General features: G+C 44.4%; 20 protein-coding genes, 1 tRNA gene and 1 pseudogene. 7 read left to right on the plus strand and 15 right to left on the minus strand.

Annotation, left to right across the window (positions count from 1 at the left end):
- Positions 1 to 146: 146 nt before the first annotated feature.
- The 3 genes from C2M32_RS16165 to nudE form a co-directional block, all read right to left on the minus strand.
- Positions 147 to 223, minus strand: a tRNA-Met gene (locus C2M32_RS16165).
- A gap of 173 nt (positions 224 to 396) precedes the next feature.
- A complete protein-coding gene (cysQ, locus tag C2M32_RS16170; protein ID WP_105169365.1) occupies positions 397 to 1,191 on the minus strand; it encodes a 3'(2'),5'-bisphosphate nucleotidase CysQ in 795 nt (264 codons plus the stop codon).
- Between the two features lies 1 nt (position 1,192).
- Positions 1,193 to 1,756 (minus strand): ADP compounds hydrolase NudE, encoded by a 564-nt coding sequence (nudE, locus tag C2M32_RS16175; protein ID WP_105169392.1) that lies wholly within the window; start codon positions 1,754 to 1,756, stop codon positions 1,193 to 1,195.
- Positions 1,757 to 1,817: 61 nt separating this feature from the next.
- Between nudE and yrfG the strand changes: the two genes are divergently transcribed.
- Complete coding sequence (yrfG, locus tag C2M32_RS16180; protein ID WP_105169391.1) at positions 1,818 to 2,474, plus strand: GMP/IMP nucleotidase; 657 nt, start codon at positions 1,818 to 1,820, stop codon at positions 2,472 to 2,474.
- 4 nt (positions 2,475 to 2,478) lie between these two features.
- Here yrfG and C2M32_RS16185 read toward each other — a convergent pair whose 3' ends face one another.
- From C2M32_RS16185 to C2M32_RS16200, 4 genes are all read right to left on the minus strand, one after another.
- On the minus strand, positions 2,479 to 3,099 hold the full coding sequence (locus tag C2M32_RS16185; protein WP_105169366.1) for a dUTP diphosphatase: 621 nt from the start codon (positions 3,097 to 3,099) through the stop codon (positions 2,479 to 2,481).
- 98 nt (positions 3,100 to 3,197) lie between these two features.
- On the minus strand, positions 3,198 to 5,543 hold the full coding sequence (locus C2M32_RS16190) for a fatty acid cis/trans isomerase (protein ID WP_105169367.1): 2,346 nt from the start codon (positions 5,541 to 5,543) through the stop codon (positions 3,198 to 3,200).
- Positions 5,543 to 5,908: a hypothetical protein gene (locus C2M32_RS16195; protein WP_105169368.1), complete on the minus strand. Its 366-nt coding sequence runs from the start codon at positions 5,906 to 5,908 to the stop codon at positions 5,543 to 5,545. Before C2M32_RS16195 ends, C2M32_RS16190 begins: the two co-directional genes overlap by 1 nt.
- Before the next feature lie 123 nt (positions 5,909 to 6,031).
- The gene (locus tag C2M32_RS16200; protein ID WP_105169369.1) at positions 6,032 to 6,697 is read right to left on the minus strand and encodes an SDR family oxidoreductase; all 666 of its coding nucleotides are present in this window, start codon (positions 6,695 to 6,697) and stop codon (positions 6,032 to 6,034) included.
- 165 nt (positions 6,698 to 6,862) lie between these two features.
- Between C2M32_RS16200 and C2M32_RS16205 the strand changes: the two genes are divergently transcribed.
- The gene (locus tag C2M32_RS16205; RefSeq protein WP_234401320.1) at positions 6,863 to 7,582 is read left to right on the plus strand and encodes a hypothetical protein; all 720 of its coding nucleotides are present in this window, start codon (positions 6,863 to 6,865) and stop codon (positions 7,580 to 7,582) included.
- 14 nt (positions 7,583 to 7,596) lie between these two features.
- On the opposite strand, the gene C2M32_RS16210 is transcribed toward C2M32_RS16205, so the two are convergent.
- Entirely contained in the window at positions 7,597 to 7,878 is a 282-nt protein-coding gene (locus C2M32_RS16210; RefSeq protein ID WP_105169371.1) for a hypothetical protein, read from the minus strand.
- Between the two features lie 170 nt (positions 7,879 to 8,048).
- Between C2M32_RS16210 and C2M32_RS16215 the strand changes: the two genes are divergently transcribed.
- The 3 genes from C2M32_RS16215 to C2M32_RS16225 all read left to right on the plus strand — a co-directional run bounded on the left by C2M32_RS16215 (position 8,049) and on the right by C2M32_RS16225 (position 11,851).
- Positions 8,049 to 8,426 carry an RNA-binding S4 domain-containing protein gene (locus C2M32_RS16215; protein WP_105169372.1) on the plus strand — a complete coding sequence of 126 codons (378 nt, stop codon included), beginning with the start codon at positions 8,049 to 8,051 and terminating at the stop codon, positions 8,424 to 8,426.
- A 126-nt stretch (positions 8,427 to 8,552) separates the two neighbouring features.
- Complete coding sequence (acnA, locus tag C2M32_RS16220) at positions 8,553 to 11,291, plus strand: aconitate hydratase AcnA (protein WP_105169373.1); 2,739 nt, start codon at positions 8,553 to 8,555, stop codon at positions 11,289 to 11,291.
- 107 nt (positions 11,292 to 11,398) lie between these two features.
- A complete protein-coding gene (locus C2M32_RS16225; protein WP_105169374.1) occupies positions 11,399 to 11,851 on the plus strand; it encodes a PaaI family thioesterase in 453 nt (150 codons plus the stop codon).
- Here C2M32_RS16225 and C2M32_RS16230 read toward each other — a convergent pair.
- Positions 11,820 to 12,563, minus strand: a complete 744-nt coding sequence (locus C2M32_RS16230; RefSeq protein ID WP_234401321.1) for a substrate-binding periplasmic protein — start codon at positions 12,561 to 12,563, stop codon at positions 11,820 to 11,822. The genes C2M32_RS16225 and C2M32_RS16230 overlap by 32 nt on opposite strands.
- Positions 12,564 to 12,806: 243 nt before the next feature.
- Between C2M32_RS16230 and C2M32_RS16235 the strand changes: the two genes are divergently transcribed.
- A complete protein-coding gene (locus tag C2M32_RS16235; RefSeq protein WP_105169376.1) occupies positions 12,807 to 13,910 on the plus strand; it encodes an NAD(P)/FAD-dependent oxidoreductase in 1,104 nt (367 codons plus the stop codon).
- 12 nt (positions 13,911 to 13,922) lie between these two features.
- Here the strand turns inward: C2M32_RS16235 and C2M32_RS16240 are convergent, their stop codons facing one another.
- The 4 genes from C2M32_RS16240 to C2M32_RS16255 all read right to left on the minus strand — a co-directional run bounded on the left by C2M32_RS16240 (position 13,923) and on the right by C2M32_RS16255 (position 19,070).
- Positions 13,923 to 14,435 (minus strand): DUF4124 domain-containing protein, encoded by a 513-nt coding sequence (locus tag C2M32_RS16240; RefSeq protein WP_105169377.1) that lies wholly within the window; start codon positions 14,433 to 14,435, stop codon positions 13,923 to 13,925.
- Between the two features lie 255 nt (positions 14,436 to 14,690).
- Positions 14,691 to 15,431 carry a phosphoadenosine phosphosulfate reductase gene (gene cysH, locus C2M32_RS16245; protein WP_105169378.1) on the minus strand — a complete coding sequence of 247 codons (741 nt, stop codon included), beginning with the start codon at positions 15,429 to 15,431 and terminating at the stop codon, positions 14,691 to 14,693.
- Between the two features lie 47 nt (positions 15,432 to 15,478).
- Positions 15,479 to 17,197 carry an assimilatory sulfite reductase (NADPH) hemoprotein subunit gene (gene cysI, locus C2M32_RS16250; RefSeq protein ID WP_105169379.1) on the minus strand — a complete coding sequence of 573 codons (1,719 nt, stop codon included), beginning with the start codon at positions 17,195 to 17,197 and terminating at the stop codon, positions 15,479 to 15,481.
- A 64-nt stretch (positions 17,198 to 17,261) separates the two neighbouring features.
- Entirely contained in the window at positions 17,262 to 19,070 is a 1,809-nt protein-coding gene (locus tag C2M32_RS16255) for an assimilatory sulfite reductase (NADPH) flavoprotein subunit (RefSeq protein WP_105169380.1), read from the minus strand.
- A gap of 305 nt (positions 19,071 to 19,375) precedes the next feature.
- On the opposite strand from C2M32_RS16255, the pseudogene C2M32_RS16260 reads away from it, so the two are divergent.
- A pseudogene (locus C2M32_RS16260) lies at positions 19,376 to 21,009 on the plus strand (endonuclease).
- 122 nt (positions 21,010 to 21,131) lie between these two features.
- On the opposite strand, the gene C2M32_RS16265 reads toward C2M32_RS16260, so the two are convergent.
- Positions 21,132 to 22,298, minus strand: coding sequence for a DUF3103 family protein (locus C2M32_RS16265; protein WP_105169381.1), 1,167 nt, complete (start codon positions 22,296 to 22,298; stop codon positions 21,132 to 21,134).
- 240 nt (positions 22,299 to 22,538) lie between these two features.
- A complete protein-coding gene (locus C2M32_RS16270) occupies positions 22,539 to 22,916 on the minus strand; it encodes a hypothetical protein (protein ID WP_105169382.1) in 378 nt (125 codons plus the stop codon).
- Between the last annotated feature and the right edge of the window lie 148 nt (positions 22,917 to 23,064).

Raw genomic sequence — 23,064 nt, forward strand, 5'->3', positions numbered from 1 at the left:
CGACTTTTAATGTTTACAAAGAAGTGATTGTGGGAGCTGTGACTTATGAAAAGTGAACCGACGACTTTTAATGTTTACAAAGAAGTGGTTGTTGGAGCTGTGACGTGTGAAAATTGAACCGACGACTTTTAATGTTTACAAAGAAGTGGTTGCGGGAGCCGGATTTGAACCGACGACCTTCGGGTTATGAGCCCGACGAGCTACCAGGCTGCTCCATCCCGCGCCTGTAATTTAAAGCTTGGCTTTAAATTTTACCTTTAAAAAAACAAACCTTTAACAAGAGTTTCAGAGCCTGTCTTCCTAAGAGGCCGCTATCATATAGCATTCAATTTTAAATGCAAGCTTTAACTAGACGACAGTATTCTAAACGAGCAAATATCAACCAAAACGCAATATTTAGCCACGATGATGCGGTGTAATAAGCTTTTGCCATTGCCAATCTGGGTGACCCATGACAATGAAGTCTGGATTTTCTGTGATCTCTCTTTGATTGTATGTAAGAGGATTAAATTCCGCATCCGTGATGCAGCCGCCCGCCTCTTCCACGATTACCTGTGAAGCCCCAGTATCCCACTCACCCGTTGGACCAACACGTAAAAAGCAGTCCGCTTTTCCTTCTGCTATCATACAAGCTTTAAGTGAACATGAGCCGAGCGCCACCGTATCAAATTGGCTATTGAGATATTGACTGACTGCTTCCAATTTTTGTCTACGACTAACCGCTAAAGTTAGATTTTGTGGCGTCGCAACAAATATCTGTTCCTGCGTCTGTGGCGTGCGTTTAAAGGCACCATGTCCCTTCGTCGCGTAATAAGTAGTTTGCTTTGCAGGCCAATAAATAACGCCCAATACCGGTTTGTTATTCTCAACCAAAGCAATATTCACGGCAAAGTCACCACTTTGTAATATGAACTCTCCCGTACCATCCATAGGGTCTAACAACCAGTAGCGCTGCCAGTTTTCCCTTAACGATAAGGCTGGTATGGGGGTTTCCTCTGACATAATGGGGATGTCTGGCGCAATTTCCTTCAACCCCGCCATTAATACTTCATTGGAAGCTAAATCAGCTGCGGTGACGGGAGTATGATCCGACTTTTCCTGTGCGCCGATATCTTCATTTTGATAGATATCCATAATCGCCTCACCCGCTCGGATTGCCAGCGAGATGCAAGGTTCTAGCAATTTTTGCATATTAAACCTCCTGCGCTAAATATTGTTGCAACAACAACAACGCTGCGACACTACGTGCCTCCGTGAAATCACTTTGTGTCAATAATGACTGCCATTGATCTAAAGGCCATTTAACGGTAACCAAAGGTTCAGGTTCATCACCCGCTAACTGCTCAGGATAAAGCTCTTTTGCCACAATAATATGCATTTTGGCGTTAAAATAGCTCGGGGCCAAAGATAATGTTTTTAGATCGCAAAAGTGCTTTGCACCAAAACCGACTTCTTCTTTTAACTCTCGGTTGCCCGCTTCAATCGGTGTTTCACCTGGATCGATTAAACCTTTGGGGAAACCAAGCTGGTAATTGTGTGTCCCTGCACAATATTCTCTCACTAATAATAGTTCATTTTCTGCAGTTATTGGCACTATCATCACTGCGCCTCGTCCACCCCCTCTAATTCTTTCATATTGACGCTGTTCGCCGTTAGAAAACTGCAAATGCAGTGCTTCTACAGTAAATAAGCGACTTTTTGCTGCCACTTCACAATGAATGATTTCTGGGGGATGTGGATGCTTTTTCTGTGACATAAGAATTAATTTGTTATCATGGCTATACACTTAATCATAAATCCTTTGACGATAAATGCCTATGCTAAATTGGTCTGAAATTGATACGGTACTGCTAGATATGGATGGTACTTTACTCGATCTACATTTTGACACTTACTTTTGGCTGCACGTGATCCCCACGGAACACGCCAAGAAACAAAATATCAGCTTTGAACAAGCCAAAGCAGATATTTTGGCGCGCTATGAAGCCGTTCATGGCCAATTACAGTGGTATTGCTTGGATTACTGGCAAGAGCAGCTAGGGCTACCTATTATGGCACTGAAAAGAGAAATTCAGCATTTGATCTCCGTGCGAGAGGATGTCCCCGAATTTCTTTCTGCCCTTAAAGACGCAGGAAAAGAGCTCATTCTTCTGACTAATGCACACCCAGACAGCCTAAGTTTAAAAGTCGAGTTGACTGAGTTTGCACACTATATGGATGTTCTCATTTCGACCCATATTTATGGCGTTAGTAAGGAAAGCCAATCTCTTTGGCAACAAGTGGAGGCTGATTTAGGGTTTGATAAGAAGCGAACTTTATTCGTTGATGATAGCTTGAGCGTATTAAAAGCTGCGCAAGAGTTTGGTATAGGCCACCTACTAGCGGTGGCCAACCCTGACAGTAAGTTACCAGCAAATGTGATCACTGACTACTTATCCATCACGGATTATAGGACTTTATTACCTATCAAATGAGCTGTTACGCTGGGTAACGTTGTTGTAACCCAGCATAGACATTTTTCGCGAAGTCAGGGTGTTCTGTATCCAGACTTTTCACGACTTCAACAAGATGCTCATTGTCTTCTTGTCCATTCCACACTTTGATATAGCTACCATCTTTATAACCATGATCCTGACGGAAAAAGTTCAAAGTGTTTTTACCGACATAGCCGCGATATAAGTCGTCAATATCCATACCTATCTGCTGCATACATCCAGCAAATGCTTTAGCATTAAACTGTTTATCCGCCACTGCGCTGGCAGCCAACATCTCTAGTGTTTGTTTGAAATCGTCAGCCGTTTGCGGTTGGCTAAGTTCGGTATCTAATTGCTCAGCTAACGCTTGGTACGACGTTTGGCCATCAATACGCAGCGATAATCCAAAATGGAAAATATCCACCAGCTCTAAAATCACTTGTTCTGTATCTGGGGTTTGTTTCTTCCACCATTTCCAGCCATAGTGATCGAGCATTTCTGCACACTCAACCCAAATTGCGCGATACCATTCAAACCCTTGGTTAAACCATTGCTCATGTACTTTTGTATTCATGGCATTTTGCATTTCTAACATCACGACCAGCTTAGTGATATTGGTTGACATTGCGCTCTCTCTTTATGCTGTGAAAAGGCCAATATCATACCCCAGCAAGATGATTTCTGCACTGGCTGGCCTTTAACTTTTATTATTAAAACGTTGCGCTAACGATTTTCCAAGCGATTGTAATCAAATAAACCGTACTCAATTCCTCGGTACTTTTTAGCGACTTGATGTAGTAAATCACTGTATTGCCAAAATTGTGGGTGAGTGCGCCGAATCGCAAACTTAGCAGTAACATCTTGATATTGTTCTTCACTTTCCACAGAGGCCAACTGAGATACAAAGGCTTGCGTGTTGTGCTGATCTGCTAAGTACCAAATTGCTTCTGGGTAGTCACCTATAAAACCGGGAACCAACGTGGCTGTATCCTCTTCAAAAGCACGCTGCCCATCTTCGTTTAGCAAACTCGAAATATTGTAATGCGCGTTATGGTGCAACAAGGTAAACGCCTTGTGCTCGCCATTTTTCTGCCTTTGTAAAATGAATGATACTTGAGGCAGCACATTAATCGCTTTATGAGGTAAGTTATTTAAGCGAGTCAGCACAGAAGGCACAGAGGTATAATCATAACGCTTACTCAATACGGGGCTAAGCGCTGCGGTTATCTTGTCATACAGTTCTGTTTTTGGGTCATCGGTAACATAGTCTATTCCTGTAGGTGCTGCCAGCAGAGTCTTGCGGTTAATAAATTCACTCAAACTAACATGAGAATTACGATACCAATGGTTTTTCACCTCTTGGCGCACATTTTGCGGCAACAGATTAATAAAGTTTTGCTCACCTTCCAAACGTAAAAAGTCCATATATAAACGAGTGTGTAGCTGATGCCCGATATTGCCAAATACATCAAACCCAGCCACTAATAAGTAATGGATCCGTTCAAACAGAGCATAATCAAGCAACCACATTGTTTTTGGCGCTTGTCCAACAAAGCCCTTTACCACCGTTGCACTGTCAAAATGGCGAAACACGGTCAGCCCAGCGTTATCATTGTGACCATCACCTTGCCAAATCAAATCAGTCGTCAGCAACTTGCCATCCGCTAGCAGCTCATTAGCAAGTTGCGTCTTCGCGCGAATGTATTCATGTTGGCGATTTGCATATTTCACCCAACTTGAAATAGGTAACACATTGCTTTGCTCTTGAGCTGGCAAGGCAAGGTCATCTTCATGTCGCATTAGTAGTTCGCTTACTGCAGGAATGCTGTTTTTTTCAGGGTCTATGAATGCCACCCAAAATTGATCGTTGATCACATTCAGGGCAACCTGACCTCTACAAACAGGCCCTTTGATATACCCTTTAATGATCAATTCCGCCTCATCCAGCATAAATTGATACTTGGATTTAACAGGAATGACCGAAAAGGCCTTAAAAGGATTAGAGGCCACTTCTGGCTCATAACTAGGCAGTTTCTCAACTTGATAATCGGGCGCGATAAATTGTGAGTAAAGACGCGCCATCTTCTGATCTGATAATGCCAAAGGCATATGTGTTTTTGCCAGTATGCTACTGCGGTCATGCATCAACCTGTAATAGACTCGACTCACGCCCGGATCATCATAAGGGCGCCGAGTAGCTACGAGCTCTATAGGCTGCCCCGGGGGTGTACGCGAACGAACTAATTTAAAAAAGCTGGGAGAATTCTCAACGCTGAACTTTGGAAAATGAATATGTGCCAGATACCAATGTTCATAAATATATCTTGCAGCCAATTGATACTTCAGGTCATGCTGGTTTAAAAACTGCTCCCAACGTTCCACCTGTTGTAATTCTGCCTGTGTTGGAGGCGCAATCTGCGCCATTTTGGCACCCAGTTTAAGCCACGCCTCTAGTTGTTTAAACTCACTGTGAGAAATTGCCGGTAAGCCATACGGCATGCCCGCATGGGGTTTGGCTTTTGCCAAACTAGCAAACTCATCCATACTGGGACAACTTTGTTCTCTATCTAAAGAAAAATCAAACTCGCCCCCCAGCACTCCCTCTTGTGGAAACGGGTGGCTCATCTTTAGCAGCAAGGTATTGTACAAAACACTGCCACCCAAGTTCGCTTGCTCACTTTGCTGACGCTCATTTAAAACGCTGGTAAAACCTTTGTCTCGCCACTGTTGGGTGTTGTCAGCATCAAACAATAACCTGCTAGGGGATTGCGCTAGCAAGCGGGTACCATTGTACACTCGCTCCTTGCTCAGTCCCCGGTCAATCCCCTCGGGAGAAGACAGTTTTAGCTGACATGGCGCATCATAGCACCCATGGCACACCACGCAGCGCTGCTCTAATACTGGTTTGACTAACTGTAGATAACCCGCTCCGTCACTATTGGAAGCACCAACTTCCCGCACCTGTACGTGCTGTGGACCGTATATATCATCGTAGTGGCTAAAGCCAATCGCCACACACCCTGACAGCACAACAGCGACACACAACATCCACCAGGCACGTGTTTTCATCAGCTATCCTCTTCTTCACCTAAATCAAACGTTGGCATCATCTCCATGGGCGGAGAAATAAACACTTGATCGTTATCCAAACTCAGTACAGCACTGAGCACGGGGCCGTGGTTAAGCAACAACTGGGCTTGATGCTCGCCAGTAAGTATGGATTCAAACTCGACCTGCTGCGCATGGAGTTGATAGCCTTCCAAATTAATACTGATGTTTTCTTCCGCTTTGGGGTTTTGGCACAAGTTTGCCAACAAGGTTTCGTCAAGCACCACTTCCATAATGAGGTCTGGGCGAGCCATATCACGTTGCTCTAATTGATCGTTAAGTAAAAATAGTGGCAAGCTAAGTGGTGTGTTTTCAGATAATTCCATGATTGTTTGTTGTATTGAGAACCTATAAGATTCTCACATATTAGCATAAATTAACTGAATCTCAGTTGATAGATGGCTCACCTTATACTCAGGGTAAGCCATGAAGAAAGCGCTAACTGGCTATTACCAAGGCAGAGTTTCACCATTTGAGTGCCAAAAACCACCCGTGTTATCAAGAGTTAACTCGTCTATTCGTTGACACAATCGCTCTGCCGCAACTTGCGGTGATATATCCCCTGCAAAATTCACCATTTGTGTTTGCACAAAACCAGGGTGAAACAGGCCCACAGCAATGTGCTGTGCTTTTAACTCATGTGCGAGACTGACACTCGCCGCATTCAGAGCCGCTTTTGACATTCTGTAACCGATATAACCACCAGAGCCGTTATCCGCAATAGAGCCCATTCGACTTGTTATCATCGCAATTTTACTATTGGCTTTGAGCAAAGGTAATAAAGCGTGAACAACGCGTAATGGCGCAATGGCATTGATCTGTAATTGGCGTTCAATTGCCACAAAGTCCATATTCTCTAATGTTTCGTTGTGAAACACTCCCGCATTATTAATAACAATATCAATGTTTTTCCCCGTTAGCTTTACTGGCAGCGTCGCCACTTGCTGAGCATTACTAACGTCGACATCAGCTATCACAGTGACATTGAGCGCCGTAAGCTCATCAGATGGCTGGCGCACCACTGCTGTCACCTCATAGCCTTGCTCCAGATACTGCTTGCAAAACTCCAATCCAATGCCACGGTTAGCACCAGTAACAAGCACATGTTTACTCATAACAGACTCCTTTTATGTCGGTCGTTAAATTGTTCTCAGTATACCCACACCTCACTCACAAATCACATTCAAGCGATGCTCTGCTATGCTAAGTGTACACACAAAAACACGATATTCTTTGCAATGCCAAAGCTCATTACATCAATTATTTGCTTGTTCTTGTCTGTGACTTCATGGGCCGCGACTTACGTTATCAATGTAAGTGAAGGTTTGGCATATCAGATAGGAAAAGATAAAGTCCAAACCGCATTACGCGAAATTTATCAACCTTTATCGATAGACCCCACCGTAGTCTACTTGCCCAGTAAGAGAGGCTTAGCATTATTAAACAACGGGGAAATTGACGCAGATGCTGGCCGCATAGACAAGGCCATGGCCTCCTATGACAACCTCATCCAAGTTCCCTATCCATTGTCGACTGTGAGACTCTTTATTTACTGTCTAAAATCCAAAGACTGCCGCCCTAGCGAGCAGGTTGGTCATTTGATTGTTCAAGGCACACTTATATCCGAACAATTTTGTAAAAAAAGACAGTTATCCTGCAATATTGTGGCAAATGACACATCCGCTTTTAGTGCATTACAAAAAAACTATGCCCCCTCATTGATTGCAAACGATCGCTTTGCCGTTGGCACTATTTGTGCCTCTGGTATGACGGAGATTTATGCCAGACCGCTGACCGAAGAACTCAAAGCATATCATTATGTCCACAAAAAACACGCTGACTTGGTGCCAAAACTCACACGTTCAATTAAGAATCTAATGGACCAAAATCTTTTGCAGGGTCGCTTTCAAAGCTTGATGGATGCGGCAAAAGAATGTGACCTTAAGGTGACTTTTCTGACCGACACCCAATCAGAGGTATCGGTCGATTCTCGAAAATAAACCGCCACTGTGGATCACAGTTGGGCAAGCCACTTTTGTACGGCGGCCTTTGGGTAAAGTACTTCTTTAAACAAACGATGACGCTCATAAACCAAGGTGGCTTCTTGTGCAGGTAAACCTGATTGGACTTTATGATGATGGGCGTTAAATCGCGCAATGATATTAAATTGCTGCGCACTTTTATCCTTCACGCGATTTAGGTTTTTTTGAAGATAGCTTCGCACATCATCGGCGGTCATCAACCCCAAAGCGTCAGGGTTCATTAACTCTTTTTTTAATGCTGAACGAATTCCCATATTGTTTGCTCCTCTTCATAAATTGCAACAATCAACTCATTCAATTTTGGCAGCAAGATACACGCCAATTACTTCAATTACATTAAAGACACGCAAATGCTATAAAAAGTTTCGTCACTCATCGCAGCAAAGAGGTATACTAACGCAAACGATTAGAACGTGAGCAAATAATGTTGGAAGAGCACTCAGATTATATCGAGATCGAATTGGAAGAAGAACCAATAGAACTTTGTAATCTATTGAAAGTTCTTGATTTAGCGGAGACTGGTGGACAGGCTAAAATGTTAATCGGTGAAGGCTATGTCGCTGTAAACGATGCCCTTTGCACCGTAAAGCGTAAAAAGCTTTACGCGGGTGATACACTGACTTTTGATGGTGAAAGCTACCGCCTGACCTTGGCTGAGGGGGTTGAGCCTGCGGTGCGCCCTGCACCAGTCGAAACGTCCAATGAGGTGCAAACCGCACCATCTCAGCGCAAAAAACGCAATAGAAGTCGTAAAGATAAGAAGGACAGTAATACGGGTCGCAAGCCAATCTCTTTTGGCTAAAACGACTCAATAACTTGAATTTTTGCAATTGATCACAATACAGTTAGTCATATGGCTAAAAAATATGCCGCAGGGTAAGCGGCATATGCCAATCATCGCTTCAGCAAATTTTAAAGCGGAGGCAGTATGCAGAATTCATTTAACACCCTGACCCAGCTGACAATCAACCAGCAACAAATTCACCTGTACTCATTAAAGCGCTTAGGCGCAAAAGCGCGGCGACTCCCGTTTGCTTTGAAGATCCTGCTGGAAAATCTGCTGCGCCATGAAGATGGTCGTACCGTTTGTAAAGAAGATATTGAACAGCTCTTAAATTGGCAAGCCAAAGCCACGCCAGATAAAGAAATTGCTTTTACCCCCGCACGAGTAGTGATGCAAGATTTTACCGGTGTACCCGCAATTGTCGATCTCGCGGCAATGCGAGAAGCCATGGCTAAATTAGGGGGCGACCCCAAAAGAATTAATCCGCTTTCTCCTGCTGAACTAGTGATTGATCATTCTGTTCAGGTCGATGAATACGGTACTTCTGGCGCCTTCGATTTAAACGCTAAGCTAGAATATCAACGCAATAAAGAACGCTACGAATTCTTACGCTGGGGCCAATCAGCCTTTGATAATTTGAAGGTTGTCCCCCCCGCCACAGGCATTGTGCATCAGGTAAATCTTGAATACTTAGCCCGCGTGGTATTTAAAAATGATGAGCAGGGAGAAACCATAGCTTATCCAGATACGCTGGTCGGCACAGATTCCCACACCACCATGATTAACGGTTTAGGCGTGTTGGGTTGGGGCGTAGGCGGTATAGAAGCTGAGGCCGCCATGTTGGGCCAGCCTATCAGTTTACTCATTCCACAGGTTGTTGGGTTTAAGCTGGAAGGTAAATTACCCGAAGGCACCACCGCAACTGATTTGGTACTCACCATTACACACCAATTGCGTCAGCATGGTGTAGTGGGTAAGTTCGTTGAGTTTTTTGGTGATGGGCTCGCTCAATTGCCATTAGCCGATCGTGCAACCATTGCTAACATGGCTCCTGAATATGGCGCCACGTGTGGCATATTTCCAATCGATGAGGAAACCCTCTCGTATCTGCGATTAACCAACCGTAGTGAGGAGCAACTCGCACTCATTGAAGAGTACGCCAAACATCAAGGTATGTGGAGAGAGACGGGTGATGAGCCAGAATATAGTGATGTGCTGACGCTGGACTTAAACACGGTGGTCCCTTGCATTGCAGGTCCGACCCGACCACAAGATCGAATCAATTTGGACGAAGCAGGTAACGAGATAAAGGCACATCTCAAGGTGATGCAGGACCAACGTAACGACAGCCACCTGAGTCAAGATGAAGCACAAATCGTCGCCGAAGGTGGGCAGTCCAAAGAGCCGCTCGGTGAAGCGCAAGTATTTGGTGTTGCAGAGTTCGACTATAAGGGCCAAACCATACAGCTTGATGATGGTGCCTGCGTTATTGCTGCTATTACTAGTTGTACGAATACTTCAAACCCTAGTGTAATTCTAGCCGCAGCCTTGGTTGCAAAAAAAGCCCATGAGCTGGGTATCAAACCTAAACCTTGGGTTAAAACTTCATTAGCCCCAGGCTCTAAGGTTGTGACCGACTACCTTAAGCGCGCAGATTTGCTCAAGCATTTAGATGCGTTAGGCTTTAATTTGGTTGGCTATGGCTGTACAACCTGTATTGGTAATTCTGGGCCACTCTCCAAAGAAATAAGCGATGCAATCAACCGGCATAAATTAATCGTTAGCTCCGTGCTTTCAGGGAACCGCAACTTTGAAGGACGCATTCACCAAGACGTAAGAATGAATTTCCTAGCCTCCCCTCCTTTGGTCGTGGCCTATGCCCTTGCTGGGCGCACTGACATTGATGTGTACAATGAGCCACTATGCCAAAATGCCCAAGGTGATGATATTTACTTAAGAGATATCTGGCCAAGTGTAAGCGAAGTACAACAAATAGTTGATGAAACTGTCACCCAATCCATGTTTGCTAAGAACTACGCAGAAGTATATAGCGGCGATGATCACTGGCAGCAGATCAGCACCCAAGCCAGCGAGCTCTATCCTTGGCAAGATGACTCCACATATATTCGCCATGCGCCATTTTTTACCGATATGAGTAAAACCCCACCAGGACTCCCCCATATCAAGGGTGCGCGATGTTTAGCAAAATTAGGGGACTCGGTCACTACGGACCACATTTCTCCTGCCGGTAATATCAAAGCGCAATCTCCTGCTGGGAGCTATTTACAGCAACAGAGTGTTAAGCCCAGTGAATTTAACTCCTATGGTTCAAGGCGAGGCAATCATGAAGTGATGATGCGCGGTACTTTTGCCAATGTACGTTTACGCAATCAGCTTGCCCCTGGCACAGAGGGAGGGGTTACCCGCTTTATACCTGATGGTAAAACCATGAGTATTTTTGACGCGGCCATGGCATATCAACAAAACGATACGCCCTTGATTATCTTGGCAGGCAAAGAGTATGGCACCGGCTCCTCTAGAGATTGGGCGGCGAAAGGGTCGTTACTACTTGGTGTCAAAGCCGTTATCGCAGAAAGTTATGAACGTATACATCGCTCAAACCTGATTGGTATGGGTGTATTGCCACTTCAGTTCAAACACCCTGACAGCCATGAGTCCCTCAACTTAAGCGGCGAAGAAAGTTTCGAAGTGATGGGGTTATGTGACAACTGTGACGAAGTTAAAATCATTGCCAGCAGAGATGATGGTAAGCAGCTTGAGTTCTTGGTAGATGTCAGAATAGACACGCCCAAAGAATGGGATTACTACCAACATGGTGGTATTTTGCAATATGTACTCAGAAATATGCTTGCAGATGCCTAACCTATCGTTGCGATGGCAGCTGTGCTGTCGCAACTTCATCTAAAACCGGTGACTTAAAGCTTTATATTCAATACACTGGGCAGCCTTGAGAACTGAAAAGGAACCCTATGTCTATCTGGTATCGCCCTATTACCTTATCACTTTGCCAACAGCTCGATGAGGGTATCCATGGTAAAGGCTCCTTGATGAAAACCTTAGACATCAAAATAACCGAAATCGGTGACGACTACCTCGTTGCCACAATGCCAGCCACACCTCATCATCACAATCCAATTGGTATGGTTCATGGAGGGGCAAATGTCGCGTTAGCAGAGACCGTGGCCAGCTATGCTGCCAATTTTGCTGTGGACTTTGAGCACTATTACTGTGTCGGCCAAGAGATCAATGCAAATCACCTAAAAGCATCCAGAAATGGCCTACTAACTGCGATAGCCAAGCCGCTACACCTCGGTAAACGAACCTCGGTATGGGAAGTAAAAATTACCAATGCTAAGGGTGAGTTATGCTGCGTCAGCCGAATGACGGCTGCTATTGTTGCTCGTCCTCGTGCAAATACTTAGCGATGATTTGCTGATAACGACCGGTTTTTTTTAGTTCTGCTAAACCTAAGTTAAAGCGCTCGATGATTTCCTCTGCATGCGGGTGTGCTCGGTTCACCCCGATGTGTAATGGCCAGCTCAGTAACACCGGCATATGCGTTATCAAATCTTTCAGCTCTGGTGAGTTTTTTTGCTCATGCGTAAATGCCAAAACGTCTGCGATGGCAAAGTCTGCTCTACGTTTTTGAACCATCTCTAAGCACGCATGTAAACTGTGTACATCTATCACTTTGATCTGCTCGATACTGTCCAGCAATTCGTGATATGCATAGCCCCTAATAGCAGCAACGGTTTTATAGCGCAGGCTCTTTGCCCCACGAAAATCAGCGTGGCTATCTTTATGACTCACAACGGCTAATTCGTTGTGAAAATAAGGCTGGCTAAATAGAATAGTTTTATGACGTTGCTCAGTCCACCACAGTGCCGCTATCAAGTCTACTTTTCGCTCTTCTAGCAATATTAGCATGCGACTAAATGGCGCGGTTTGTATTTCCAGTTCAACATCTTGAGAGCCAAACGCAGCGTGCAAAATGTCACTCACCAAACCCGAGCCATCATTTTCAATATACGGTGGCCAAGGGTTATGCCCACCAACCACTTTTATCACTTGCGCCTGTGCACTGACAACACAAACTATGAACGCATACAAGGCTATCTTTAAGGATTTGGCCATACATAATTCTGTCATACTGTTTGTAACCATTAGTTTAGCCGACACACAATAATTCGAGGGACTTTTTGGTAGACTGGTTATCGGATCCAGCTGGCGATTCAATATCCGCGCTGTAAAGCGCAAAATAATAATATGTCTAAGCATTAACATGTCTCATTCTCAGCCCTGTAAAGTCATAGAATCGTTAGTACCCAGCTCCAGCCTTTGCTACCATACCGATACTTCTTTTTCACAGATATGCTTATGGAACAGGTAGATACTTTAGTGGTTGGTGCAGGTGTTGTTGGCCTTGCCATCGCCGCCATCCTCAGTGAACAGCAAGACACGATTGTTATTGAACAACATGCTCAGTTTGGCGAGCACACCAGTAGCCGTAACAGCGAGGTGATCCATGCTGGTATTTACTATCCTGATAATAGTTTAAAGGCGCAACTATGCGTCACAGGCAAAGCGCTACTTTACACGCACTGCGAGCGCTATCACGTACCTGCACAAAAAATAGGAAAAGTGCTTATCGCCACCAATGAGTCAGAAAATGAAAAATTGCATGCTCTGGTAGCACAAGCTAGTAACAATGGGGTGACCGATCTACAGTTTCTCAGTACCGCAGAGTTACGAACAAAAGCGCCAGAAATAAACGCGGCGGCTGGCGTCTGGTCACCTTCTACAGGTATCGTCGACAGCCATCAACTGATGTTGTCATACCTCAATAAGCTCTCTCAACATGGCGGCCATTACGTTAATAACACGCAATTTATCAAAGCACACTTTGACGGCGAGCACTTTATTGTCACCCTAAAGTGTGACGAGGAAGTGTTTTATCTCAAATGTAAGACCCTGATCAATGCCGCAGGGCTCTTTGCCCAAGCGTGTGCCAGCAACATTGACGCTTTAGCTAAGCACCATATTCCACCTTTACACTATTGTAAGGGCCAATACTTTAGCTATCAGGGCAAGCACCCATTTAAACATTTGATCTACCCCATGCCAGAACAACATGGGCTCGGTATTCATGCCACTCTTGACTTGGCAGGCCAACTCAAATTCGGACCTGATACTGAATTTATCGACCAGCTTGATTACACGCCCAGCGAGCATGCCAAGCCACATTTTGTAGAGGCAATTAAACGCTACTGGCCAAAACTCGACAGCACACGTTTACAACTTAGCTATTGTGGTATACGTCCTAAACTACAATTACAAGGCGCTCAAGATTTTGTGATTCAAGACCATCATCAGCACGGCATCAAAGGGCTGATCAATTTATTTGGCATTGAATCTCCCGGGCTGACAGCAAGTTTGGCCATTGCCCACAAGGTTGCTAAGCAAGTCTACGCTACACAGTAATGATGAGTGGTGCTATTGACCCTCGATGGCCTGATCGATCTTTTTAGTTCTTTCGTCCATCAGTTTTTGGATATTTTGCGCATCCAACATCAATTGTTTTACATCACTAGGGTTAAGCGCGGAGGGGACTTTAAGTTTAGCTTCAATTTGCGCCTTTTGAGCCGCTAAGTCTTTTAATATAGCGGTGTCTTCTGCGGCCATTATGGTTACTTTGCTGGTATCTAATACATGAGTTTGGCTATGACCATTCGGATTGGGCTGATCTGAATACACCCAATTCCCATTGGCATCTTGCCATTTGTAGATACTGCCAGAGGGCGTTTTTGTCGAAGAGCTTGCAATGTGCTTGAGCGAATTATTGAGCGTACTTTTTGCATCGTCAAAGACGTTACTTGTTGATTCTTTTGTCTTTTGAGTTATAGAACTCAAACTCAACCAAGGTTTGCCATCCGGTCGCTTTAACACAAACAAAGAGCCAAGCCCTATGAGCATGATCATAACCAACATATAACTAAAATACTTCACTGTACTTGCCTCAATATAACTCCACTGAAAAGTCTAACACGCTTGCTCTACCTAGGAAACGACTGACTTAACTTCGGGCTCACAGCTGACAGCCAGTATCCACTTGCTACCCATCAACAGATTAGCAATGGCTTTATGATTACCTGAATGTCCATGCGCAGGTTTGTGCAAAGGATAACAACTGTCCGCTAGGCAATAGACAATAAAAAAGCACAACCTAGGGATGTGCTTGTTTTCATCCATGGCTTGGAAGCGTTAAATACCGTCACCATCAATGTGCAAACCACACTCACGGTTTAAACCAAAGAAACGTGTTTCTTCTTCACTCATGCCTGGCTCAAGTTTACGTGTTGTATGAACATCGCCCATCGACACATAACCTTGCTCCCAAAGTGGGTGATAAGGTAAATCGTGTTTGGTTAAGTATTGATAAACATCACGGTTGTTCCACTCAATGATTGGATACACCTTCACCGTACCACGGCTTATCTCTAAAATTTGTTTATCCGCACGACTGGATGCCTGATCACGACGCAAACCGCTAAACCAAGTACCAGCGTTGAGTTCTTTGAGTGCGCGAGTCATTGGCTCAACTTTATTCAGCGTATTGTATTGCTTAATTCCCTCTTGCCCTTGCTCCCACAACTTACCATATTTGGCCTCTTGCCAAGCAGGACTGATCGGGGCTCGATACACTTTTAAGTTTAAATTCAAGCGCTCTGTAAGGTAGTCCACAAACTGATAGGTTTCTGGAAACAAATACCCTGTGTCTGTAAGGACAACAGGGATATCAATGCGCTCCGATGTCACCAGATGTAGCATCACCGCGGCCTGAATACCAAAACTTGAAGATAAAAAAGCCGTATCTGGTAAATGCTCCAGCGCCCATGCGACTCGCTGCTGTGGACTCATCGGCAGCAACAATTCATTGGCTTGTGCCAATAGTGCCGTTTGCGCTTCTCCACTTACCTGTAAGAGTTGTTTATATTCACTCATTCTCATTCCCAGCATGGCAAGCAAATGCTTGCCAATTCACTTATTAGTTACGCGTGAAAGTCCGTTTTTGACACTTTCACTTCAGCCACGATGCCTTTTCGGATCACAAAATCCCCAAAGCATTCATCACTTTGACGTTCATTCACCCACTGGCCGATCAGCTCATCCAACGCAGGCAAGTAAACATCTTCTCCTACGTTTTCTAAATACAACTTAGGTACTCGGGTACCTTCACGGTTACCGCCAAGGTAAACATTGTATTTACCTAACCCTTTACCCACTAAGCCGATTTCCGCCAACATCGCGCGACCACAGCCATTCGGGCAGCCAACAACACGCAAAATAATGTTATCGTCGCTCACACCATGCTTATCGAGTAAACCTTCAACCTTAGTTACCAAGTCTGGTAGGTAGCGCTCGGCCTCTGCCATCGCCAATGGACATGTTGGTAATGCCACGCACGCCATTGAATTTTTGCGCTGCTCAGAATGGCCATCATTGATTAGGCCATGTTCACGTGCCAACTGCTCGATGATAGCTTTTTGATCCGCCGGTACACCTGCAATGATCAAGTTTTGGTTTGCTGTCATACGAAAATCACCTTGGTGAATTTCTGCAATTTTACGACAGCCCGTTTTCAGCGGCTTACCTGGATAATCTAAAATACGACCATTTTCGATAAATAGGGTTAAATGGTGCTTACCATCAATGCCTTCAACCCAACCAAAGCGATCTCCACGATGAGTGAATTCATACGGGCGACTTGCTTCAAACTCAACGCCTGCACGCTTTTCAACTTCAGCTTTGAAAGCTTCTGCGCCAAACGTATCCAAGGTATATTTGGTTTTGGCATTTTTACGATTTACACGGTTACCCCAATCACGTTGTACCGATACAACGTGTTCAGCGATTTTTAGGGTGTGCTCAAGTGGAATAAACCCAAAGTCATCGGCCTTACGCGGGTAAGTATTCACATCACCATGCGTCATTGCCAAGCCGCCACCCACCAGCACGTTAAAGCCAACTAACCTGCCGTTATCAGCGATTGCAACAAAGTTAAGATCGTTAGCATGTACATCCACTTCATTGTTTGGCGGGATCGTAACCGTGGTTTTGAACTTACGAGGCAGATAGGTAGAGCCCAAAATGGGTTCTTCCGTGGTCTCAGTTTTTTCACCATTCAACCAAATTTCAGCGTACGCTTTGGTATGGGGTAGCAAATGTTCAGAGATCTTAGTTGCCCATTCGTATGCTTCCTGATGCAGCTGTGACTCAACTGGATTGGTAGTACACAACACATTTCGGTTTACATCTCCAGCGGTAGCAATGGAGTCAATGCCAACACTATTTAGCATTTGGTGCATTTCTTTAATGTTGGGCTTCAACACACCGTGAAATTGAAACGTTTGACGTGTTGTTAAACGAATGCTGCCATACATAGACTTTTCTTCAGCAAACTTGTCAATTGCTAGCCATTGACTGGGCTTAATGATGCCACCAGGCATACGAGCACGTAACATTACATTGTGTAACGGCTCTAGCTTTTGTTTAGCACGTTCCGGACGAATATCTCGGTCATCTTGCTGATACATACCGTGAAAGCGGATCAGCTGGAAATTGTCCGCTGTAAAACCACCTGTTAGTTGGTCTTGAAGATCGGCTTCAATGGTGCCACGCAAATAGTTGCTCTGTGTTTTCAGGCGTTCGTTATCAGCAAACTTTGCATTTGGGTCTAGTTTGCTATTTGGTTTGTATTCGGTGCTCATGGCTTATCCTAAAAATTCTACTGTGACGGTCAGTGTTGTGTACTTCAATGCTTCAGACAGCCGGTTAGTACACGTCTTTTTGATAACGGTTTTGGCTACGCAGCTCTTTCAGATACTGCTCAGCTTGTTCATCATCTTTGCCACCATGGGCTTTAATAATATCGATCAGAGCTTGATGTACATCTTTAGCCATGCGAGTAGCATCACCACACACATAAAAATGCGCACCCTTCTCAAGCCATGCAAAGACTTCTTGGCCTTGTTCACGCAAGCGGTCTTGTACATAGATTTTTTCAGCTTGGTCACGGCTAAATGCAAGGTCAACTTTGTTCAGTAAACCTGACTTCACATACCCTTGGATTTCAACTTGATACAGAAAATCCTGAGTAAAGTTTGGGTTACCAAAGAACAGCCAGTTGTCACCAGCCGCTTCACGCGCATCTCGTTCTTGTAAAAATGCTCTAAACGGTGCAATACCAGTGCCTGGCCCCACCATGATGACCGGTGTTTCATCATTTGCAGGCAAACGGAAGTTGTCATTATGTTCGCTAAATACTTTAACTTTCGCGCCCTCTTGAGCACGGTTTGCCAAGTAACCCGAACACCCTCCAAAGTGCTTTTCACCAAATGCATCAAATTCAACCAGACCCACTGTTAAATGTACTTCGTCTTCTACTTCGGTTTGACTCGAAGCAATTGAGTACAAACGTGCTTGCAGCTTACGACAACAATCAACTAAGGACTGTGCATCAATTGCCGCAGGGTTTTGTTTGATCACATCAAAAATTTGTCTCGCTTCAATGTATTCACGTAACGCGGCTTTATCTTCAACTAATGCTTGCAACTGCGCATTGTTAGTCGCCTGCGCATACTTTTCAACAAAACCAGGATATGACTGCGTCAGTTCTAGTTTTTCAATTAACGCATCACGCACGGCGATGCTTTCACCCGCTACGGTCACTTTCGTATCATCAGCAATGGCGAGTAATTCAAGTACCTCATCCACCAGAGCTTCATCATTTAAGAAGTACACACCCAGTGAGTCGCCTGGTAAGTAACGGATATCCGAACCGTCTAAAGATATTTCGACGTGGCGTACATCTTTTGTCGAATCGCGGCCCGTGATCTTTTGAACCACAGACAGCTCTGCTGCAAACGGATTCTGCTTGGTATACTGGCTTGTGGCTGTCGCCACTGACGTTGGTATGTTTACCACATTAGAAGCACCATCCTGCTGTGACTTTAATTCAGGTTCGAATACATCCAATGCGCCAGCAATCCACTGTGTTGCCAACTCTTCGTAGTCCACATCTAATTCAGCACGCTGATAAACCACATCCGCGCCTAAATTCGTTAAACGCTGTTCAAAATCTTTGGCTGTCTGGCAGAAAAATTCATAGCTGGTATCGCCAAGACCGATTACGGCTACCTTCACACCTTCTAACTTAGGCGCTTTTTTACTTGCAAGAAACGCGTGTAATGCTTCCGCATCTTCAGGCGGCTCACCCTCACCGTATGTTGATACGGCAATTGCTAGGAATTTCTCTTTTTTCAGCGCAGAGGTCTTGTAGTCCGCCATATTAATGAGCTTGACGCTCAGCCCTCTAGATTCGGCCTGTGCTTTTAACTGACTAGCCACTGCCTTAGCATTACCAGTTTGAGAGCCATATAAAATAGTTAACGGAGCGGCTTCTACTGCCGTCGCTGGCATGCCCACATTCCCTGCTAATGCAGCGGAGTTTGCACTGGCTGCTAAATAACCACTTACCCAGGCTTGCTGGATGGGGTTTAGTTCGGCCACTAAACCTTGTAATTTCTGCACTTGCTCTTGCGTAAGCGGGCTGGCCGCAGCGCTAAGTTGACTTAACAACATTGAATAATCCCCGTAACCCTAAAACGTCTCTTGCTTAAATTGGTGTGTCACTTGCTCAACAATAACGTACAACAAGTAATTTCATAGTTTGCAGCATACTGATCTATGCGGACAACAAAAAGACAAAGATCTGCTTTTATATTCCTTTTGGTTATTAATAACAAAAAACACCAACAAAAACAGATTAAAAGATTTGCTTTAAATATAGCCACTCTAATATTAACATTGCAATAACAAAGGTTCAGTAAGCTCGGCCTTTGTTTAAATAAAAGCAAAAATATTAATTCTAATAAAAGAGATCAAAAATGAAACACGGGAAACTATCCTATAAACAAAAGCTTGCGTTTGCCTTAAGTACAGCTATTTGCAGCCAGTATGCCGCAGCACAAGTTAGCAATGGTGATTTCGAAAATTGGCAACAAAATCAGCCAACCGGTTGGACCACCATCGATTCAGGCATTGCCGTAAGCGCAACAAGCAATATTGTTAAAACGGGTCAAACCGCTGCACAAGTAACCGTCACAACGGGCACCCAAAGTAGCACAGACCTACAGCAACTTGTCGCGGTGCAAGCAGGGCAAACATATACCTTCAGTACTTGGGTTTATCATACTGAAGAGGTGTTAAAGCACGTTTGGTGGTTGATGGCTACCATGGCTATTCAGACCCATTCACGTTAAACCAATGGCAGCAGATCAGTCATTCATACACAGCAACCGCCAATACGTCAATTTCTGTTGGCTTACGCTTTTATGACGACACCGGTTTTGACGGCAACGAAGTGGTATATATTGACGACTTCCAACCAACCACCACAACCACCCCACCACCACCAGCTGGCTGTCAAAATACCGAACTCAACTTATCTTTAACAACGGATAATTACGGTGCAGAAACCAGTTGGACATTGACTAATAGCAGTAACACACAAATCGCCAGTGGCAGCGGCTACGCCAGTAACACGACCCACAGTGAATCTTTGTGCGTTGTTGATGATAGTTACACATTCACCGTGCTAGACAGTTATGGCGATGGCATGTGTTGTAGCTATGGCAATGGCTCTTATAGCTTAACTGGCCCAGGGGGGACGCTTGCTTCAGGCAGCAGCTTTACCTCGCAACAACAGCATACCTTTACAATTGGTAGTGACAATGGCGGCGGAACACCAACCGACCCATCACAATACTATGCCTCTGCCGCTGGTTTGACTGGTTATGCGTTAAAAAGTCAATTACATAGCATTATTAGCAATCATCAATCACAAGGTTACAGCGCTATTTGGCAGTTTATCGACCAATCTGAGCGTGATAACTATTTTGAAAATGATAACTCAGTATTAGATCGCTACTCTGAAAGACCTAGCAGTAATGATGCTGTAAGCTATGTTGCTGTCACCAACCAATGTGGTACCTACAGTGTTGAAGGTGATTGTTACAACCGTGAGCATTCATTTCCAAAAAGCTGGTTTGGCGGCAAAATAGAGCCGATGAACTCAGATATTCATCATATTTTCGCGACCGATGGATATGTAAACTCAAAACGTAGTAACTTCCCATTCGGTGAAGTAGCAAGTGCCAGTTATACCTCAAGTAATGGCAGTAAGCTGGGATCAGCAGCAACTAGCCTAAACTATTCAGGTACTGTCTTTGAACCAATCGATCAGTTCAAAGGTGACTTTGCAAGAGCCTATTTTTATATGGCGACTCGCTACGAAGATGTGATCAGTACTTGGCAAAACAATACCGAGTATAGCGATGCTGTGCTCAATGGGAGCGCAAACCAAGTATTTGAGCCTTGGGTTGTCGCGATGCTAAAACGCTGGCATGAGGCTGATCCTGTTGATGCGATTGAACGTGCGCGTAATCAAGCAGCTTATGAGTTTCAGGGCAACCGCAATCCATTTGTAGATCACCCTGAGTTTGTTCAGCAAATTTGGTAAACACCTGGTCAACACAAAAAAAAGCCACCGATAAGGTGGCTTTTTACTTTTCGCTTCTAACTAGTTTTTATGAATAAAAAGGCGGCCTAATCCTTCAGGCCGCTAACCGACTCAACGGGAAATCACCTAGGGTTGATGGTTAAGGGAGATAAACTGATTTTTGCATTTCCACTGGCTCCCATGTAACCAGTGTATTGCTGACCTTCAAATAAGGTATAAAAAACATCAACATAGTCATCATCATTGGTAAACCAAGAATCCGGCATGGCTTTAATAAGCTGATTAGTCAACTGTGGGATAATCGCGTAACCTTGTACGTTGGGATCTGGAATCGTGCGCATAACCTGTGTCACTATATCCAAGAAGGTCGTCGCCAACGTTTTGTAATTGGTGTTATCATCTTGTTCCATTAGCAGTAAGTCTGCCGCTTCCCAGCGATAGCGCTCCCAATGAATAATGATTTGGTTAGGCGTATAGTCTCGACCGTCATGGTCTAAATAAGGCATATCGACGATATCAAGTACTGGTTCATCTCGACTCGGACTCACCCCTGTTACGACCCCATATACTTCTGCTGCACCCGAAATCCAAGGTTCTTCATCATCATTTAAACGAATACGATTCAACACGCTGGTAGAAATCGGTTGTGTGTCACTTTGCGTTTCAAAAAACTGTTTTTGTTTAGGCAGTGACACACCACGGTGCTTGCTAAATTCTCGTTGCATGACAGCCAAGCCTTCTTTAAGGCTCTTTCTACTATCTATTTCAACGATTAATACGGGTTGCTGTGGCATCTTCTTAGCATCAAGTAAATGCACATTACCTTGTTCATCGTATGCCTCTACATGCACCCAGCTCTTATCGTCTCCCTTCGGTGCAAATGCCACGAGAACTGGCTCTCCTTGCTGCCAAGCACTCAGCATTGCACTGTCAGCAAGACGCAGTTGGTAAATAGATTCATCCGATTCAGATAAGCCTTTGAGAGATCGCGTATAACTGTTGGCCGTACGAATATTGGATTCTAAAGACGCTGGCACTAAGTCTGATGAAAGAGGAACCTGTAAGCGATACTGGCTCATTTGCGCTTTGACAGGAGCGGCAATACTTGGCAATTGACGTGCAACTTGCTTAGCTAGCTGCTTTTTAATGTCAACAACTTGATAACCCGCAGGGTTAAACACATCCAGTGCTGGAAATGCTTGTTGAACCTGTAGCTCAGAATTGGCTGCATAACCGTTTAAGCTCATGGCAGCTAAGGCAGTCAATGTAAATTTTGTTAATGTATTCATATTCTACTCCTGACAATAATCCGCGTGTTTGAGTAGAAGAAGATAAAACTTATTTAAAAAATTATCAACCTGTTAATTTAAAATTAACAAAATTAATTTTATAGGTACGAGCCGAACCACTTTGCGCAGTTGCCGAAGGCCACTAGAAAGGATAGATATAGTGATATTAGCCTTGCTTCGTGAGGAGATGCTGCCAACACGGAGAAGGTTGGCAAACCAAAACCTCAGCAATTAGAGTTATCACTCAGCAGGATACAAAGTTATTTCTATTCCCGCACCAATTGCAGAAATACGCAGCAAAGTGTCCGCATGCAACGCCTGTGAATAACACTTTGGTTCATTACCAGAGTTAAATCCGATATCAAATGTCCGCTTAGTGCATGACAACCACTGCTTCAAGGCAGGCTTCGAGCAGGATTCAATTAATTCACACAAGTGGTTAATCGCCTTATCTGGACTGAGCACTTCGGCATCAGCTTCGATACGCGCCAATTGGCGGTACTCATCTTGATCGTAATGCAAGACGATAGCGTTGCGCTTTAAATCATTGACTAAGGCACTAATGTCATGCTTTGACTCTAGCTCAAGATCGACGTTTAAAAACTGAATTTCTGGCATATGGACTGTTTTACCTTAACTGATTGAATTGAGGAATAGCTGCTTTAAATGCAAGTGTAACCAAGTAAGTACAGACTGGCTAGCGTTAACACCGATTCGTTCTCACGATACAAAGCACCTCATATAGACACATCTCAATTACAGCACA

This window comes from Pseudoalteromonas sp. T1lg23B (assembly GCF_002964665.1).
Taxonomy (GTDB): Bacteria; Pseudomonadota; Gammaproteobacteria; order Enterobacterales; family Alteromonadaceae; genus Pseudoalteromonas.

Coding starts and splice junctions, on each gene's coding strand:
- cysQ (WP_105169365.1), bottom strand. CDS start 1,191: ATGCAAAAATTGCTAGAACCTTGCATCTCGCTGGCAATCCGAGCGGGT.
- nudE (WP_105169392.1), bottom strand. CDS start 1,756: ATGTCACAGAAAAAGCATCCACATCCCCCAGAAATCATTCATTGTGAA.
- yrfG (WP_105169391.1), top strand. CDS start 1,818: ATGCTAAATTGGTCTGAAATTGATACGGTACTGCTAGATATGGATGGT.
- C2M32_RS16185 (WP_105169366.1), bottom strand. CDS start 3,099: ATGTCAACCAATATCACTAAGCTGGTCGTGATGTTAGAAATGCAAAAT.
- C2M32_RS16190 (WP_105169367.1), bottom strand. CDS start 5,543: ATGAAAACACGTGCCTGGTGGATGTTGTGTGTCGCTGTTGTGCTGTCA.
- C2M32_RS16195 (WP_105169368.1), bottom strand. CDS start 5,908: ATGGAATTATCTGAAAACACACCACTTAGCTTGCCACTATTTTTACTT.
- C2M32_RS16200 (WP_105169369.1), bottom strand. CDS start 6,697: ATGAGTAAACATGTGCTTGTTACTGGTGCTAACCGTGGCATTGGATTG.
- C2M32_RS16210 (WP_105169371.1), bottom strand. CDS start 7,878: ATGGGAATTCGTTCAGCATTAAAAAAAGAGTTAATGAACCCTGACGCT.
- C2M32_RS16215 (WP_105169372.1), top strand. CDS start 8,049: ATGTTGGAAGAGCACTCAGATTATATCGAGATCGAATTGGAAGAAGAA.
- acnA (WP_105169373.1), top strand. CDS start 8,553: ATGCAGAATTCATTTAACACCCTGACCCAGCTGACAATCAACCAGCAA.
- C2M32_RS16225 (WP_105169374.1), top strand. CDS start 11,399: ATGTCTATCTGGTATCGCCCTATTACCTTATCACTTTGCCAACAGCTC.
- C2M32_RS16230 (WP_234401321.1), bottom strand. CDS start 12,563: ATGGCCAAATCCTTAAAGATAGCCTTGTATGCGTTCATAGTTTGTGTT.
- C2M32_RS16235 (WP_105169376.1), top strand. CDS start 12,807: ATGGAACAGGTAGATACTTTAGTGGTTGGTGCAGGTGTTGTTGGCCTT.
- cysH (WP_105169378.1), bottom strand. CDS start 15,431: ATGAGTGAATATAAACAACTCTTACAGGTAAGTGGAGAAGCGCAAACG.
- cysI (WP_105169379.1), bottom strand. CDS start 17,197: ATGAGCACCGAATACAAACCAAATAGCAAACTAGACCCAAATGCAAAG.
- C2M32_RS16255 (WP_105169380.1), bottom strand. CDS start 19,070: ATGTTGTTAAGTCAACTTAGCGCTGCGGCCAGCCCGCTTACGCAAGAG.
- C2M32_RS16265 (WP_105169381.1), bottom strand. CDS start 22,298: ATGAATACATTAACAAAATTTACATTGACTGCCTTAGCTGCCATGAGC.
- C2M32_RS16270 (WP_105169382.1), bottom strand. CDS start 22,916: ATGCCAGAAATTCAGTTTTTAAACGTCGATCTTGAGCTAGAGTCAAAG.